Annotated in this window: 17 protein-coding genes; 9 read left to right on the forward strand and 8 right to left on the reverse strand. The window is 61.3% G+C overall.

Annotated features, from left to right (window positions below):
• Positions 1-24: 24 nt before the first annotated feature.
• From ACIQUB_RS12240 to ACIQUB_RS12250, 3 genes are all read left to right on the forward strand, one after another.
• The gene (locus ACIQUB_RS12240; protein ID WP_402929760.1) at positions 25-321 is read left to right on the forward strand and encodes a BA14K family protein; all 297 of its coding nucleotides are present in this window, start codon (positions 25-27) and stop codon (positions 319-321) included.
• Positions 322-412: 91 nt separating this feature from the next.
• Positions 413-1807 carry a sensor histidine kinase gene (locus tag ACIQUB_RS12245; protein ID WP_402930287.1) on the forward strand — a complete coding sequence of 465 codons (1395 nt, stop codon included), beginning with the start codon at positions 413-415 and terminating at the stop codon, positions 1805-1807.
• On the forward strand, positions 1804-2424 hold the full coding sequence (locus ACIQUB_RS12250; RefSeq protein ID WP_402929761.1) for a response regulator: 621 nt from the start codon (positions 1804-1806) through the stop codon (positions 2422-2424). Before ACIQUB_RS12245 ends, ACIQUB_RS12250 begins: the two co-directional genes overlap by 4 nt.
• Positions 2425-2436: 12 nt before the next feature.
• Here the strand turns inward: ACIQUB_RS12250 and ACIQUB_RS12255 are convergent, their stop codons facing one another.
• The 8 genes from ACIQUB_RS12255 to ACIQUB_RS12290 form a co-directional block, all read right to left on the reverse strand.
• Positions 2437-2976, reverse strand: coding sequence for a hypothetical protein (locus ACIQUB_RS12255; RefSeq protein ID WP_402929763.1), 540 nt, complete (start codon positions 2974-2976; stop codon positions 2437-2439).
• Positions 2977-3058: 82 nt separating this feature from the next.
• The gene (locus ACIQUB_RS12260) at positions 3059-3361 is read right to left on the reverse strand and encodes a hypothetical protein (protein ID WP_402929764.1); all 303 of its coding nucleotides are present in this window, start codon (positions 3359-3361) and stop codon (positions 3059-3061) included.
• 63 nt (positions 3362-3424) lie between these two features.
• A complete protein-coding gene (locus tag ACIQUB_RS12265) occupies positions 3425-3784 on the reverse strand; it encodes a response regulator (protein WP_402929766.1) in 360 nt (119 codons plus the stop codon).
• An 8-nt stretch (positions 3785-3792) separates the two neighbouring features.
• Positions 3793-4110, reverse strand: coding sequence for a hypothetical protein (locus ACIQUB_RS12270; protein ID WP_402929768.1), 318 nt, complete (start codon positions 4108-4110; stop codon positions 3793-3795).
• An 80-nt stretch (positions 4111-4190) separates the two neighbouring features.
• Positions 4191-4787 carry a BA14K family protein gene (locus ACIQUB_RS12275; protein WP_402929770.1) on the reverse strand — a complete coding sequence of 199 codons (597 nt, stop codon included), beginning with the start codon at positions 4785-4787 and terminating at the stop codon, positions 4191-4193.
• A 112-nt stretch (positions 4788-4899) separates the two neighbouring features.
• Positions 4900-5298, reverse strand: coding sequence for a DUF1236 domain-containing protein (locus tag ACIQUB_RS12280; RefSeq protein ID WP_402929772.1), 399 nt, complete (start codon positions 5296-5298; stop codon positions 4900-4902).
• Between the two features lie 160 nt (positions 5299-5458).
• Positions 5459-6181, reverse strand: a complete 723-nt coding sequence (locus ACIQUB_RS12285) for a cysteine rich repeat-containing protein (protein WP_402929774.1) — start codon at positions 6179-6181, stop codon at positions 5459-5461.
• Between the two features lie 220 nt (positions 6182-6401).
• Complete coding sequence (locus tag ACIQUB_RS12290) at positions 6402-7481, reverse strand: LacI family DNA-binding transcriptional regulator (RefSeq protein ID WP_402929776.1); 1080 nt, start codon at positions 7479-7481, stop codon at positions 6402-6404.
• 234 nt (positions 7482-7715) lie between these two features.
• Between ACIQUB_RS12290 and ACIQUB_RS12295 the strand changes: the two genes are divergently transcribed.
• The 6 genes from ACIQUB_RS12295 (at position 7716) to ACIQUB_RS12320 (ending at position 14608) form a co-directional block, all read left to right on the forward strand.
• A complete protein-coding gene (locus ACIQUB_RS12295; RefSeq protein WP_402929778.1) occupies positions 7716-8669 on the forward strand; it encodes a sugar phosphate isomerase/epimerase family protein in 954 nt (317 codons plus the stop codon).
• A 52-nt stretch (positions 8670-8721) separates the two neighbouring features.
• Entirely contained in the window at positions 8722-9951 is a 1230-nt protein-coding gene (locus ACIQUB_RS12300; RefSeq protein ID WP_402929780.1) for an ABC transporter substrate-binding protein, read from the forward strand.
• A gap of 76 nt (positions 9952-10027) precedes the next feature.
• Positions 10028-10918: a carbohydrate ABC transporter permease gene (locus ACIQUB_RS12305; protein WP_209193176.1), complete on the forward strand. Its 891-nt coding sequence runs from the start codon at positions 10028-10030 to the stop codon at positions 10916-10918.
• Complete coding sequence (locus tag ACIQUB_RS12310) at positions 10915-11796, forward strand: carbohydrate ABC transporter permease (protein ID WP_402929783.1); 882 nt, start codon at positions 10915-10917, stop codon at positions 11794-11796. Before ACIQUB_RS12305 ends, ACIQUB_RS12310 begins: the two co-directional genes overlap by 4 nt.
• A gap of 6 nt (positions 11797-11802) precedes the next feature.
• Positions 11803-12882, forward strand: a complete 1080-nt coding sequence (locus ACIQUB_RS12315) for an ABC transporter ATP-binding protein (protein ID WP_402929785.1) — start codon at positions 11803-11805, stop codon at positions 12880-12882.
• A 67-nt stretch (positions 12883-12949) separates the two neighbouring features.
• Complete coding sequence (locus tag ACIQUB_RS12320; protein WP_402929787.1) at positions 12950-14608, forward strand: GMC oxidoreductase; 1659 nt, start codon at positions 12950-12952, stop codon at positions 14606-14608.
• Positions 14609-14625 lie beyond the last annotated feature (17 nt).

Genomic DNA, 14625 nt, shown 5'->3' on the forward strand with positions numbered 1-14625 from the left:
TATATTCCGGAGGCGGCGATGGCCATGACCTTTAAAATAGTAGCACCGTTTTTCGCGACCGCTGTTTTTGTCGCTTCGTCCGTTGGAACGGCCCACGCCTTCAGCATGGCCGGTGCCGCCGATGGAATGCAGGCTCGCTCGCAAGGTGCCGTCGCCGCATATACGCAGGAAGGTGCCGTCGGGGATGGCGACAATTCCGTTCTGTCGCCCGCCGAAATCAACCATATCCGCTGGTGCGCCGAACGCTATCTCTCCTATCACGCAACCGACAACACCTATGAGAGCTCGGCCGGCAAGCGCTCGGCTTGTATTTCGCCGTGAGGGCATATCCATAGGCGCCAGGCATAGCGAGCGCCTGGAAAAGTTCTGAATGAGCGATAGGTATCGGGGATCTCATTACAACTGGTTGATCATGAACTGGATTTCCCGCTGGACGGCCCGCTCTCTCGCGCTGCGATTTGTCGTGGTTGGCGGCCTAGTGAGTTTGGCGGCGATGTTTATCGTCGGCTATCTGGTGTCGAAGGTAATCGAAGATGCCGTGATCCATAATTCGGGAGCCGCGACCGCGCTTTATGTCGACAGTGTCGTTGCTCCGCTCCTTCCCGACATGCAGAAGGCTGCGCCGCTCGATGAGGCGAGCGCGCTGGCGCTTGATGAAACGCTTGGGCAAGGAGCGCTTGGAAAGCGATTGGTGTCGTTCAAGCTGTGGCGCGGCGACGGCACAATTCTCTACTCCAACGACAAGGCGCTTGTCGGCAAACAGTTCGCCGTCAACGACAAGCTTCGCCAGGCATTCGCCGGAACGCTGGTTGCGCGCTATGAGATCGCCGACGACCCCGAAAGCACCACCGAACGTTCGCTCGGCAAGCCATTGATGGAGATCTACAATCCCGTGCTCCAGCCCTGGTCCGGCCAGGCCGTCGCTGTCCTCGAATTTTATGAGACGGCCGAAGGGCTAGGCCAGAGCCTGACGCAGGCAAGACTGTGGAGCTGGCTTGGTGTTGCAGGTCTCACTTCGGCGTTCTTCGCCGTCCTGTCAGGGCTGGTTTTTCGCGGGAGCCGAACGATTGAGGACCAGCAAAGGGATCTCGCCAAACGGGTTGCGGAACTCTCCGCTTTGCTCGCCGAGAACAAGGGGCTGCAGGGCCGGCTGCAGCGCGCATCCCAACGCGCTGCATCGTTGAACGAGACCTATCTGCGCAGCATCGGCGCCGATCTCCACGACGGACCGGCGCAGCACATTGCCTACGCCTCGCTGCGGCTGGACAGCGAATTGCTGATCAGTGCGGAAACGCTGCCCGACGAGCGTGAGAAGGAGCTCACCTGGATCCGCTCCAGCCTTGCCGAAGCGATGACCGAGATCAGAAATATCTGCAAGGGACTAGTGCTTCCGGAGATCGAAAAAGCTTCGTTTGCCGAAATCGTCAACCGCGTCACCGAAGCCCACCAAATGAGAACCGACACGACCGTCAACACCGTGATCGAGCAGGACGGCTCGGAGCCGGTGGCGGCGGTCAAGATCTGCATTTACCGGTTCATACAGGAAGCCTTGAACAACGCCCATCGCCACGGTGGCGGCATTCAGCAGGCCGTTTGGGCCGCCCTTCATCGCGGGCATGTCACAATCGAGGTCAGTGATCGCGGCGAGGGCTTCGATCCAAACCATGTCAGGCCATCGAGCCTGGGGCTTGTCGGGCTCCGCGAGCGGGTCGATAGTCTTGGCGGAACGTTCGAGGTGAAGACCGGGGACAAGGGCACGATCCTGACGATGACCTTCGAACCGATGGAAACGGGAGAGCAGAGATGACGTCCATTACTGTTGGGATCGTGGATGACCATCCCTTGTTTCGCGAAGGTGTGACGCGCAGCCTTTCCGAAATCAAGGACTTCCTGGTCGTGGGAGAAGGTGGCACCAGCGACGACGCGGCGATGATCGCGGCCGACAAGCATCCCGATGTCATGCTGGTCGATGTGTCGATGCCGGGCGGGGGCTTGAGTGCGATCGGTGAAATCCTGCAGCACAGTCCATCGACAAAAGTGTTGATGCTGACCGCGTCAGAGGAGATTGACACGTTGCTGGGCGCGCTCCAAAGGGGCGCGATGGGATATGTTTTGAAGGGCGTCGGCTCCAGGGGGCTCGCGGAAGCTATCAGGACCATCCTCAAGGGAGTTCGCTATGTGTCTCCGGCCATGTCCGCGAAGGTGGTGGATGTCTCGCTGGACAAGGAGCCGTCCAAGAACAGCCTGACGCCGCGCGAACGCGAGGTGATGGATCTGGTGGGAGAAGGCCTGTCCAACAAGCATATCGGACTGCGGCTTGATCTGCAGGAAAAGACCGTCAAGCATCACATGACGCAAATCCTGACGAAGTTGGGCGTTTCCAATCGAACCGAAGCGGCCCTGCGCTGGCGCGGGAAGGGTTAGGGCCTACAGGCCCTAGCGAACAAATCGGTTCAGCCGGCGAACATCATTGGCTGTGGCCTGCCTGTCAACGATGGTGCGGCCCTTCGAATCCCGCATGATGTAGCGGCCGCGACGCAGCGTTTCGGTTATGCCATTGCGATGGCGGACATCGACGCTGCCATCGGTACCTTCAGTGGCCTGAACGCCGGATGCAGTCGATGCGGAGGGAGATGATGGCGACGAGCCGCCGCCCTTGTCGGAGTTGCCGCTTGCGCCGGCGTTACCGTTTCCGTTGCCACCCGCATTTCCGGAGCTGTTGCCGGCGTTGCCCGCACCATTTCCGTTTCCGTTTCCCGCGCCATTGCCGTTCCCATTGCTGGCACCGTTTCCATTGTTGCCGCCGTTGCCATTACCACCGCCATTGCCGTTGCCGTTATTGCCGTCCTTGGCCTGAGCGGCATTCATGGTTGGCGTCGGAAACAGCCCGAAGCTCAGCGTCAGTGGCATCGCCGAGGCAGCCAGAGCGACCGTCGCCCCGCATCCCAATCTCAACAGGCAGCGCCTTGAAAGCATGATTGCGCCCCTTCCGGCCTTTTGCCCCTGTCTACGCAGATGACCGCGCATGGATCTCCGCTGCACCGATCTTTAGCGTCGTTTATTGGACCTTCCGCTGATTGGTCCGCTGCTTCTGGCGAAATTCAACCACCTGCCGCATCTGCGCCAGCCGGAGCTCGAGTGCGGTCCGATCCATCGATGGGGCAAGCTTGGCGAGTTCATCGGCCAAAATGTCCATCTCCCGGAGGAAAAACAGCAGGTCGAAGCCACGTTCGAGTTCGGCGGTGCTGTCGTTGGCGTCAGGCGAGCCGCTATGCGACCGCGCAGGGTCCACCGACATGATCTCGGCGTTGCGCTGTCCATCGACCGAGCCACCGGCCCGCCAGGCTTGAATGTTCGTCATGATATGCTCCTGTCAGTGCTGTTACGGTCTGAACGCGGCATTTCCCCGGGGTCATCGCCCCTGCTATCGCCGCGCCCGGCGGCTGCGCCACGCCGCGGCCTTACGCAGGCCGTCGACAACGCGCGGAACATCCGGCGGTTTGACGACGACGTGCACGCCCTCCTGGTCAGCGACAAGATGTGGATTTCCCGTGAGATAGACGATGCCCACGTTCAAGCGCTCGACCAGTTGCGCGGCGATCTCCGGTCCTGTCAGTCCATCGGCGAGGCGTACGTCCAGGATCGCGATATCCGCCTCCGGCGCCAGCTCCATCGCTTCGGCCGTGTTTCGGGCAATCCCTGTGATCTCGAAGCCTTCCGCAATCTCGATGTCTTCGACCATCAGCGCAAAAGCCGGCTCATCCTCGACAATCAGGACACGCATTATCGCTCCTAGTGTATCGTCGGCGACAAGTAGCGAAGGTCCGGATCCGGCGCGTCAAAAACTCCGAGCAGCTTCTCGAACTCGATCAGCACCAACTGAAATTCCACATCATCCATATTTCCGATCTGGATAAGCTCGGAGGACGCTCGGGCGATGAGCGTGTCGAGCCAGATGCATTTGTCCGCCCGGATACGGCCCAGCACGTCCTTCCTGATTTCCCGCAACTCGGACAGAATGCGAGACACCAGTTCAATGCGCTCATCGTGACCCATCCACTGCAGGCCGTTTCGGGCTTGCCGAATCTCGGCTGTCATTCTCGACGGCATAACCCGCCCTCCTGTCGTATCGATGAAGCTAACCACGACGAACCAGCCGACAACACGGGCTTTGGTCCCAGATGGCTCGACTATTCGTTTGCGGCGACCGTCTGGGCTTCAGCCGGCGGCGTGCACTTCATGCGGGGCCCATCGTAGGGCTGATAGGTGTTGTCGTCCGCACGGTAGGATTTGTAGCGATTGGCGCACCAGATTGCCGCGTTCGCCAATGGATCGGCAGCAGCTGAGGTCGTGGGCGTCATGGCGGCACCGCTCGTTTCCGATGGGGGCTGGCAGACGCGAACTTGGCCATGGAATGAGCGATAGGTGTTCGTCTCCGGGTCAAACGACCGGTAGTGCGACGCGCACCAATTCAGATGCTCGGCCGAGATTTCGATCGATGGCGGTGGGATATCCGCGACCACAGGCGCGCCCGCGGCCGGTCGCTTCGCGGCAACCTTCCGGCTGTCTGCTATCGCATATGTCGAAAGTGCCGGCGCCAACCGCTCATATGTCTGGCGTGCGGGATCGACACGCGTGGGCTCTGTCGTCCAGAGATCGGTATCTCTGAGACCGTGCAAGCCTTGCTCTGTGTTCTCGGCCATTCCGATCGAGGCCATGGAAGCTGCGAGCGTGACAGTGCCCACGACCGTGGCTATTCCAAACGCAACGCTTGCGAGCCCGTTCATTGACGTCATCCGTTGTTGTTGTGTGGGGACATTCGCCTGCCGTCATATCGGCGGCGCGGGATCGATGGGGTCGGGCGGCACGGTATGCACAACGCCGCCCGATCTAGAGCGATCAATTGATGACCTGGATCACCTTGCGGGACGAAGGCTCGATAATGACCCGCTCGTTGTTGACAATCGCGTAGCCATACTTCGGATTTTCGGGAACCGGCGTGACCACGACGGTTTCTGGCAAGGCATGTCCGACGACGACCTTTTCCTGCACGACGACAGGCGCTGCCGGAGCCGGCGCATCGCGAACATAGGTGACGACCTTTGCCGGCGGCGGATCGATGATGGTACCGACCACGGCGCCCGTGACGCCACCAACAGCCGCACCGACGGGACCACCGACGATAGCGCCGGTAACCGCTCCGCCAGCCGCGCCATTAACAGTACCGGACTGTGCCATGGCCACGCCGGACATGAGGGTGATGGCTGCGATTGCAGTCGCTGCAAGTTTGAAAGACATCTTCATCTCCTCTTCTTTGCGACGCTCTGTCGCTGGGAGACAAACGGCTGTAATTGCTGCAGGTTCCGGGGTCGGACCTCAGTCGGAGACAGATCAGACCTTGGTCTGATACGGCTTGAATCTGTAGTGGTTAGAGCCTGAAATGCGATCGTCGGCACCACTAAAGGCCGTTGCTGAGCACCCGCTGGCATGTGGGCGACAGGCGCGCGAAGTTTTCACGCAGGCAATTGATGCCGCGACCGCCACCGAGTGGTACGGAGTGGCAGAGCGCCCGGAAATCTGGACCGCAGCTGCGGCGCACGACAACCAGCTCTTCTCGGGGCGTGAAAGACGCCGTCGGCGTAGCAACCGCCGCCCCACCGCCGGCAGGCGGCTTGGAGGGGTTGGTCACTTGGGCTGCCCGGTCTCCACCAAGCGCGCCGACCGCGGCCTGGCATGATGGCGAGAGCGTTGCGCTGTGTTGCTGCAGGCAGGCAAGTGCCTGCGCTCCCCCGGGTGTTACGCCCGAGCACTGCGCCATGAAGTCGGACCGGCAGGAGGACTTGACCGCATCGCGCTGCGCGGCGGTCGGCTGTTTTGGCGCGGCCGCCGCCGTCGTTGTCGGCGTCACATCGGGTTGCGGCGGGGTCTCGTTCGAACTCTTCTTCGGCCCTTCGAGTTTCGAGATCGCGTCGCGACACGGCTTTGACAGCGAAGCATTGTGCTGCTGAAGGCAGGTCAGGGCCTCCATGCCCCCAGGCGTCACACCGGAGCATTGCGCGATGAAATCCGACCGGCAGGCGGATCGAACGGCATTGCGCTGCGCATCCGTTGGCTGCTGCGCCTGCGCACCCGCAGCAAAACAGAGCACCGACAACAGCCCGACGATGGAGATGTTCGTCATGGGCGCGGTCAAGCTTATATCTGAACGTGCGATGAGAAGAGGCTTTAAGCTTCGCATTGCTCCCTCCCTCCCAGGAACAAAGACATGCTATGGCGCTGAAGCGTGAGAAGCGGCCCCTACCCTCAACACAGCGCCGCCAATATTATATTAGCAGTATTTAATGTTAATGAAAATACAGCTTCTGGTTCGCAGCGCTCAGCACAAGCTCCGAAGCCAGGCGCTACGTATCGGCCTGTCGGTTCAGCCCGATACTATCACGCCGGATGAACCGGCTTGGGATGACGACACGCGGGTCTCGCGGATCTTCCGATTTCTCCATTCGAGCAATCAAAAATTCCGTGGCCGCCTCACCAAGCGCCTCCATGGGCTGCTCGATGGTCGATAAAGGCGGCGCGCAATATTCGCAGACCGGCGACCCGTCGAATGAGACGATCGACAGATCATCAGGCACACGCCATCCCATTTTCTGCACCTTGCTCATGAACGAGATCGCCATGTCGTCGCTCGTCGCAACGACGGCCGTCGGCTTTATGGGGAAGCTTGCGAATTCCGCCGCGGCCTGCAGTCCCGTCTCAAATCCGAACTGGAATGACAGGTCACCGCCGGAACGCGTCACGTTCTCCTCGGAGAGGCCTGCGTCCTGCAAGGCTTCGACAAGGCCGGCGTAACGCTCAACGTCATGGTAGTTTCCGGTCGGACCGGCAATATAGAAAAAGCGTCGATGCCCAAGCGCCAGTAGCTCGCGGGCCGCTTCCTTCACGGCCTGGCGATCATTGGTGATGATGCTGGGCACGCTCGTTTCGCTCATGTCGAGAAGCAGCGACACGATCGGCAACCCGGCTTCGGCAAGCGACCTGTTGGCAACAACAGGAAGCTGCGATGAAAGGATGAGCGCGCCCCTCACCGTGCCGCCGAAGGCAAGATCGAGGATATGTCGCTCGGAGCTTTCGTCGCGATCGAGGTTGGCGATCATCAGATTATAGCCGTTGCGGATCACCGTGCGGTTTACCGCCTCCAGCACCTGCGGAATGATCTGCGAGGCGCCGTAATGCAGCGAGCCCGGCAGAATGATCATGATCACGTTCGACTTGCCGACCCTCAGGTTACGGGCAGCCGCGTTGGGGGTGTAGCCGAGTTCCTCGGCGGCGGCCGCGATGCGCGCCCGCGTCTTTTCGTTGACGCGGCCGGGGTTAGCGAGCGCCCGGCTGACGGTCGAAATGGCAACGCCGGCAAGGCGCGCCACATCCGCCATCAGAGCAGACGATCCCTCTGTGGATGAATTGTCTTCCGTTTTCTTCATTCATTCCATCCACTTAATCCCAGCGCCGGGCAGAACCGCCGCATCTCCCAAGATCCTTATAGCAAACGTTTGCCAAAAAATCGAAGAAAGCCATTGCATCTTTTATCGCCTTGTCTAATATCGAGGCATGGCAAACGATTGCCAAGTGCCAAAATACTGAATTATATAAATAAATTTCGCCGTGGAAGTTCGCTTTCGCGACGGGTTGCCTGTGCTCATCGGAGGAATTGAACAATGGCGTCGAGTGAGAAGCTGCGTTTCGGTGTAGATCTGGTTACCTTCTTCCATCCAGGATTTTGGGGCGTCGACAGCTACGACGCGATTGTCGATCACGCCAAGTCCGAGCCGCGCAAGTTCTGGGACAAGATCCTCGACAGCATCCGGGCATCAGGCGTCACCGGCGTCGAGCTGACGTTTTCGCCCTTCAACTGGCAGGACGCCATCAAGACCTACGGTTCGGTCGAAGGCTTCGCCGCCGAACTCTCCAAGCGCGGCCTACAGCTCGCATCCGGCTTCTTCGCGGAACTGGAAGCATCGGGGGACTTCACCGAAGCGGCGGCACAAGACGCCATCATCGCCAAGGCTGAACTCTACGCCGACTTCATCAAGGCCTGCGGCGGCGACGTGATGGTGATCGGCGCGCCGATGCGCCAAACGCCGGGCGCCGAACCGGTTCGCTTCCGCGATTTCGACCAAGCCAAGATCATCGCCGATTTCCTCAACCGGCTGGGCGCGATCCTCTACAAGAAGGGCGTCAAGCTTGCCGTTCATACGGAAGCACACTCGATCTTCGCTGCAGCTCGCGACGTCGATCTATTGATGCTGCTGACTGACCCCACATACGTTCACATGTGCCCGGATACGGCCCATATCATTCTCGAAGGCTCGGATCCGATCCAGCTCGTCGACCGTCACCACGAGCGCATGGTCATCGCGCACTGGAAGGACGCAATCGGCAAGATGCCGGCCGATACGCCGATCGGCAAAGATATCCACGAACGCCATCGTCCCTATTTCTGCGGCTTCGGCCTTGGTCGCGTCGATTGGCCGGCCTGGATCCGGCTGCTTCGCGACCGCCAGTTCAGCGGCTGGGCGATCCTCGAGCTCGATGCCGCTCCCGATCCCGTTGGCGATATCGCCAATGGCCTGACCCTCGTGCGGCAGTCGCTACTGCCGATCTATCGCTAACCGAACCTGTAACCAACGGCCCCGCAAAGAGGGCCCATGAAGAGGTGGAACCATGAAGAGAATGACAATCCTGCTCGCCGGCACCATTCTGCTCGGCGCCGTCGGCCTTGCACAGGCCGATGACAAACTGAAGGCCGAGGTCTTCACCTCCTGGACCTCGGGCGGCGAAGGCCGCGCCGTCGACGCGATCAAGAAGGAATTCGAAAAGCGCGGCGGCGTGTGGGAAAGCTCCACCGTGGCCGGCTTCGAAAACGCCAACGCCGCCTTCCAGAACCGCCTCGTCGCCGGCGACCCGCCGACGGCAAAGCAGGTCGTGGTCGGCAAGGACCCGGCCGAGTTCATCGAACAGGGCGTGATGAACCCGATCGACGAAGTGGCTGCCGCCGGCAATTGGAAGGACGTCCTTCCGAAGGCGCTTTACGACTACATCTCCTATGACGGCAAGGTCTACCTGACGCCGACGGGCATTCACGGCGAAAGCTGGATGTTCTACTCCAAGGACGCCTTCGCCAAGGCTGGCATCACCGAAGAGCCCAAGGATTGGGACGCCTTCTTCGCCGACATGGACAAGCTGAAGGCCGCCGGCCTGACGCCGATCGCCTGGGGCGGCCAGGCATGGCAGGAAGTGAAGGTCTTCAACATGGTGCTCCTGTCGCAGGTCGGCATGGACGGTTTCATGAAGATCTATGCCGACAAGGATCAGGCAGCCCTCACCGCCGACGGCGTCAAGAAGGCGCTCGAGATCTTCGGCAAGCTGCGTGGTTATGTTGACGAAGGCTCTCCGGGCCGCAACTGGAACGACGCGACCGCCATGGTGATCACCGGCAAGGCCGGCGTGCAGTTCATGGGTGACTGGGCCAAGGGCGAATTCACCGCCGCCGGCAAGGTTGCCGACAAGGACTTCGGCTGCGCCATCTCGCCGGCCTCTCCCGGCCTCATCTACATCTCGGATGCGTTCGGCTACATGAAGACCAACGATGCGAATCAGGACGCCGCGCAGAAGCTCTTGGCCGAAGTCGTGATGGATCCGGCCGTTCAGGTCGACTTCTCGCTCAACAAGGGCTCGATCCCCGTGCGCACCGACGTCGACAAGTCCAAGTTCGACGCCTGCACGCAGAAGGGCATGACCTTCCTGTCTGAAGGCAAGATCGTTCCGGAGCACGCCATCACCACGACGCCGGAACAGGTCGGCGCGCTGACCGACTTCATCGGCGAATTCTGGGCAAACCCGTCCGCCGATATCGATGCGTCGGCCGCGCAGTTCGCCGCGATCTTCGAGTAACAGATCGGGCAGTTGCCGCCTGCGCTGCACCACCGGCGCAGGCGGCCTTTCGAAACGCTCTAGCAAAGACCTTCAGATGAAACGCAAGAATAACCGCTCGAAGGCGGCGCTGATCGCGCTCATCCCGACCTGGGCCGCGGTGATCGTCGTCTATCTCGGCACCATGGTCTGGTCCGTCACCCTGTCATTCACCAATTCGCGGCTGTTCCCATCGTGGAACTTCGTCGGCCTGGAGCAGTATTCCAAGCTGTTCGCGACGGCGAAATGGCTGATCTCGTTCCAGAACCTGATCATCTTCGGCATTCTTTACGTATTCGGCTGCCTGTTTCTCGGCTTCCTGCTCGCCGCAGCCCTTGATCGCAAGGTGCGTTTCGAAAGCGCCTTCCGCACGATCTTTCTCTATCCCTACGCCATGTCCTTCGTCGTCACCGGCCTGATCTGGCAGTGGATGATGAACCCGACGCTCGGCGTGCAGGCAAGCGTGCGGGCGCTCGGCTGGGAAAGCTTCACCTTCGACTGGATCATCAACCGCGACCTCGCGATCTATGCCGTGGTCATCGCGGCCCTGTGGCAGGGCGCCGGCCTGGTGATGATCCTGGTTCTTGCCGGCATGCGCGGGATCGACGGCGAGCAATGGCGCGCCGCGCGCATCGATGGCATTCCGGTGTGGCGGACATACGTTTCCATCATCCTGCCGCAGATGACGCCGGCCTTCGCCGCTGCCGGCACGCTGCTCTCAATGGGCGTCATCAAGACTTATGATATCGTCGTGGCGCTCACCAATGGCGGGCCGGGATCGGCCACCGAGGTGCCGGCGAAGTTCATCATGGACAACCTGTTCCAGCGCCAGAACCTCGGCCTTGCAACGGCGGCGGCCACCGTTCTGCTGCTCACGGTCCTCATCATCATCGCGCCGTTCCGCTATGCCCAACACATCCGCGCCCGGCGCCAGGCAGGTACGCTATGACGACCCATCCCCGTGGCCCGAAGCCCACGCAGTTCACCGTCGCGCGCGTCGGCCTCTATGCCTTCCTGATCTCCGCCGCCCTGTTCTTCGCCGTACCGCTCTACGTCATGATCGTCACATCGCTGAAGACCATGGACGAAATCCGGCTCGGCCAGATTTTCGCGCTTCCGCTCCATCTCGATTTCACCGCCTGGAAGACCGCCTGGTCCGGCGCCTGCGCCGGCAGCGAATGCGGCGGCGTGCGCATGGGTTTCTGGAACTCGATCAAGATCACCGTCCCGGCCGTCGCGATCTCCGTCATCTTCGGCGCGATCAACGGTTATGCGCTGTCCTTCTGGCGGCCCAAGGGCGGCCGCGTGATGTTCGGCATGCTGATGGCAGGCGCGCTCGTTCCCTATCAGATCTTCCTCTACCCGCTGGTGCGCGGCATGGCCGTTATGGGCTTCTACAACAGCCTCGGCGGCATCATTCTGGTGCACGTGCTCTTCGGCTTGCCGCTGGTGACGCTGCTCTTCCGCAACTACTTCGTGACGATCCCGGAAGAACTCTTCAAAGCGGCGCGCGTCGATGGCGCCGGCTTCTGGCGGATCTTCATCGAGATCATGCTGCCGATGGCGCTTCCGATGATCGTCGTCGCCTCGATGTTCCAGTTCACCGGCATCTGGAACGACTTCCTGCTCGGCGTGGTCTTTGCCGGACGCGACAATCTTCCGATGACCGTACAGCTCAACAACATCGTCAACACGACGATGGGTGAGCGCAACTACAACGTCAACATGGCGGCCACCATCCTCACCGCCATCATTCCGCTTGCCATCTATTTCCTGTCAGGACGCTGGTTCGTCCGCGGGATCGCGGCCGGCGCCGTCAAGGGGTAAAGCTGAATGCAATCCGCTGTTTCAATCAAGGACCTGAAGATCACCTATGGCGACCATACCGTCATAGAGAAGATGTCGCTGGATATCGCCGCAAAGGAATTCCTGGTCCTGCTCGGCCCCTCCGGCTGCGGCAAGTCCACTCTGCTCAACGCCATCGCCGGCCTTGCCGATATCACAGACGGTGAGATCTGGATTTCGGGCAACAATGTCACCTGGGACGAGCCCAAGGATCGCGGCATCGGCATGGTGTTCCAGTCCTACGCGCTTTATCCCCGCATGTCAGTGCGCAAGAACCTCTCCTTCGGCCTGCGCGTCGCCGGCCTGCCTAAGGCCGAGATCGACAGCCGCGTCGAGCGCGCCGCATCGCTGCTGCACCTCGAAAAGCTGCTCGATCGTCGCCCGGCCGAGCTCTCCGGCGGCCAGCGCCAGCGTGTCGCGATCGGTCGCGCGCTGGTTCGTGAAGTCGATGTCTTCCTCTTCGACGAGCCGCTCTCGAACCTCGACGCCAAGCTGCGCAACGAGCTGCGCGTCGAGATCAAGAAGCTGCACCAGCAGCTCGGCAACACGATGATCTACGTCACCCACGACCAGGTGGAAGCGCTGACGCTTGCCGATCGCATCGCCATCATGAAGGAAGGCGTGATCCAGCAATTGGGCACGCCGGCGGAAATCTATCACCGCCCCGCCAACCTTTTCGTCGCCGGCTTCATCGGCGCGCCGGCGATGAACTTCGTCAGCGGCAAGATCGAGCGCGAGGCTGACAAGCTCCTCTTCAAGGCGGCGGATCTCGCGGTCGATATATCCGGCTATGCTTTTGCCTCCGAACCCAAACCAGGCCCGGCGACCCTTGGCCTGCGTCCCGAACATCTCACCATCCGGGCGAAGGGAGAGGGCGCCGCGATCACGGCCAGCGTATCGGTCATCGAGCCCATGGGCTCGGACACCGTCGTCTGGCTCAGCTGGAACGACACGACGCTGTCGTTGCGGGTGATGGGTGATCTCGATCTTCAGCCGGGCGATGAGATCGGCCTTGGGCTCGATCTCTCCAAGGCTTCGCTATTCGGCGAGGACGGAAACCGTCTGTGAGCCCATCTTCGCGGCCCGCGATAGGGCCGCGCCTCCATTTCATTGATGAAGTCAGGTTTTGAACGACATGTCTGAGAAAGTGTATGACGCGCTGGTGATCGGCTCCGGCGCAGCCGGGTCCTTTGCCGCCAAGGAACTGACGGCCAATGGCCTCTCCGTTCTTCTGCTCGAGGCTGGCCCCGAGATCGGCAAGAACGATTTCAACCCGTCCAAGAAGAAGCCGCCGGCGAGCGCCATCAACATCTGGGAGCGCGCCCGCGCAACTATGAAGGGCCAGCCGATCCAGGCGCGCGCCGCCTTCTTCACCGAGCGCTTCAGCCGCTTCTTCGTCAACGACCGCAAGAACCCCTACACGACACCGCGCGGCGAGCCCTTCCTCTGGATTCGTGGTCGCCAGGCCGGCGGACGCCTGCACAGCTTCGGCCGCGTGCTGAACCGCTGGAGCGACGACGACTTCAAGATCAACAGCCGCACCGGCGCCGGCGTCGACTGGCCGGTCTCGTATGACGAGCTTGCGCCCTACTACGCGGAAGCCGAGACCCATCTCGGCCTCTATGGCAATGAAGATCACGTCGCGGCCATGCCCGACGGCGTCTACGCGCATCCCGCCAAGCTCACGCCGGCCGAGCAGCTCTTCAAGAAGACCGTCGAGGGCCAGGCGTCGGAGCGGCATGTCGTGTCCTGGCGCTATATCGCGCCGGATCCCGAGCGCGTGCCGCGTCCGCTGCGCGAGGCGCTGGCAAGCGGAAAGCTGACCATCAAGCACAATGCCATCGTGCGTCGCATCACGACGGATGCCGAAACCGGTCGTGCGACCGGCGCGGAGTTCACCGACAAGGTGTCCGGCAGGGTCCAGACGATACGTGCCGAAAATGTGATCCTCTGCGCCTCGCCGATCGAAAGCGTGCGGCTGCTGCTTAACTCATCCTCGAAGAAGCATCCGAACGGGCTCGGAAACAGCTCCGGCACGCTCGGCCGCTATTTCATGGACCAGCTGCCCTGCCTCGCTTTCGGCACCTTCCCGCCTTCCAAGGGCTGGTCGCAGGACGATTCCGCGCCGCAAGATCCCTTCTACAATCCATCCGGCGGCATTTTCGTCCCGCGCTTCGATCAGGTGGAGGGCAAGCCGAAACGTGGTGACTTCGCCTTCCAGGGCAGCGTCGGCCGTGCGCCTGCCGGCGACGATCAACCCGCCAACCTCGCCTTCTTCGGCTTCGGAATGATGCTTCCCGATGCCGATAACCGCATCACGCTCGACCCCAATCGCAAGGATGCCTGGGGGATCCCGGTTCCGCACATCCGCTGCGTCATGAACGCGCCCGAGCAGGAGCTGATCCGCAAACAGGAAAACACCCTGATCGACATGGTGAAGGGCGCCGGCGGTGATCTCGACTTCATCGGCTCTCCGCTCGGCCTGAAGGAAATGGGCCGGGGCGCGTTTCCAGAGGCAAGCGCGCTCAGCCGCTTCCTGTTCCGCAAATGGTTCAAGAAGACCATGTGCATGGGGGCCGCCATCCACGAAAGCGGTGGTGCACGCATGGGCGCATCCCGGGAAAACTCCGTGCTCAACAAGTGGAATCAGAGTTGGGATGTGCCCAATCTACTGGTCACCGACGCCAGCTCTTTCGCCGGTGGCGGGACCACTGGCACCACACTGACGGTCATGGCTCTCACGCTACGCGCCTGCCGCAAGCTGGCGAGCGATTACCGTGGACAGAAAGCCTGATTGACGGGTGCTTTGCG

Origin of the sequence: Rhizobium sp. NPDC090275 (assembly GCF_044772225.1) — a bacterium.
In the GTDB taxonomy this organism is placed as follows: Bacteria; Pseudomonadota; Alphaproteobacteria; order Rhizobiales; family Rhizobiaceae; genus Rhizobium.

What these genes read in the sequence shown, in the direction of transcription:
- ACIQUB_RS12240 (WP_402929760.1), top strand. Translation starts at nt 25, where the DNA reads ATGACCTTTAAAATAGTAGCACCGTTTTTCGCGACCGCTGTTTTTGTC.
- ACIQUB_RS12245 (WP_402930287.1), top strand. Translation starts at nt 413, where the DNA reads ATGAACTGGATTTCCCGCTGGACGGCCCGCTCTCTCGCGCTGCGATTT.
- ACIQUB_RS12250 (WP_402929761.1), top strand. Translation starts at nt 1,804, where the DNA reads ATGACGTCCATTACTGTTGGGATCGTGGATGACCATCCCTTGTTTCGC.
- ACIQUB_RS12255 (WP_402929763.1), bottom strand. Translation starts at nt 2,976, where the DNA reads ATGCTTTCAAGGCGCTGCCTGTTGAGATTGGGATGCGGGGCGACGGTC.
- ACIQUB_RS12260 (WP_402929764.1), bottom strand. Translation starts at nt 3,361, where the DNA reads ATGACGAACATTCAAGCCTGGCGGGCCGGTGGCTCGGTCGATGGACAG.
- ACIQUB_RS12265 (WP_402929766.1), bottom strand. Translation starts at nt 3,784, where the DNA reads ATGCGTGTCCTGATTGTCGAGGATGAGCCGGCTTTTGCGCTGATGGTC.
- ACIQUB_RS12270 (WP_402929768.1), bottom strand. Translation starts at nt 4,110, where the DNA reads ATGCCGTCGAGAATGACAGCCGAGATTCGGCAAGCCCGAAACGGCCTG.
- ACIQUB_RS12275 (WP_402929770.1), bottom strand. Translation starts at nt 4,787, where the DNA reads ATGAACGGGCTCGCAAGCGTTGCGTTTGGAATAGCCACGGTCGTGGGC.
- ACIQUB_RS12280 (WP_402929772.1), bottom strand. Translation starts at nt 5,298, where the DNA reads ATGTCTTTCAAACTTGCAGCGACTGCAATCGCAGCCATCACCCTCATG.
- ACIQUB_RS12285 (WP_402929774.1), bottom strand. Translation starts at nt 6,181, where the DNA reads ATGACGAACATCTCCATCGTCGGGCTGTTGTCGGTGCTCTGTTTTGCT.
- ACIQUB_RS12290 (WP_402929776.1), bottom strand. Translation starts at nt 7,481, where the DNA reads ATGAAGAAAACGGAAGACAATTCATCCACAGAGGGATCGTCTGCTCTG.
- ACIQUB_RS12295 (WP_402929778.1), top strand. Translation starts at nt 7,716, where the DNA reads ATGGCGTCGAGTGAGAAGCTGCGTTTCGGTGTAGATCTGGTTACCTTC.
- ACIQUB_RS12300 (WP_402929780.1), top strand. Translation starts at nt 8,722, where the DNA reads ATGAAGAGAATGACAATCCTGCTCGCCGGCACCATTCTGCTCGGCGCC.
- ACIQUB_RS12305 (WP_209193176.1), top strand. Translation starts at nt 10,028, where the DNA reads ATGAAACGCAAGAATAACCGCTCGAAGGCGGCGCTGATCGCGCTCATC.
- ACIQUB_RS12310 (WP_402929783.1), top strand. Translation starts at nt 10,915, where the DNA reads ATGACGACCCATCCCCGTGGCCCGAAGCCCACGCAGTTCACCGTCGCG.
- ACIQUB_RS12315 (WP_402929785.1), top strand. Translation starts at nt 11,803, where the DNA reads ATGCAATCCGCTGTTTCAATCAAGGACCTGAAGATCACCTATGGCGAC.
- ACIQUB_RS12320 (WP_402929787.1), top strand. Translation starts at nt 12,950, where the DNA reads ATGTCTGAGAAAGTGTATGACGCGCTGGTGATCGGCTCCGGCGCAGCC.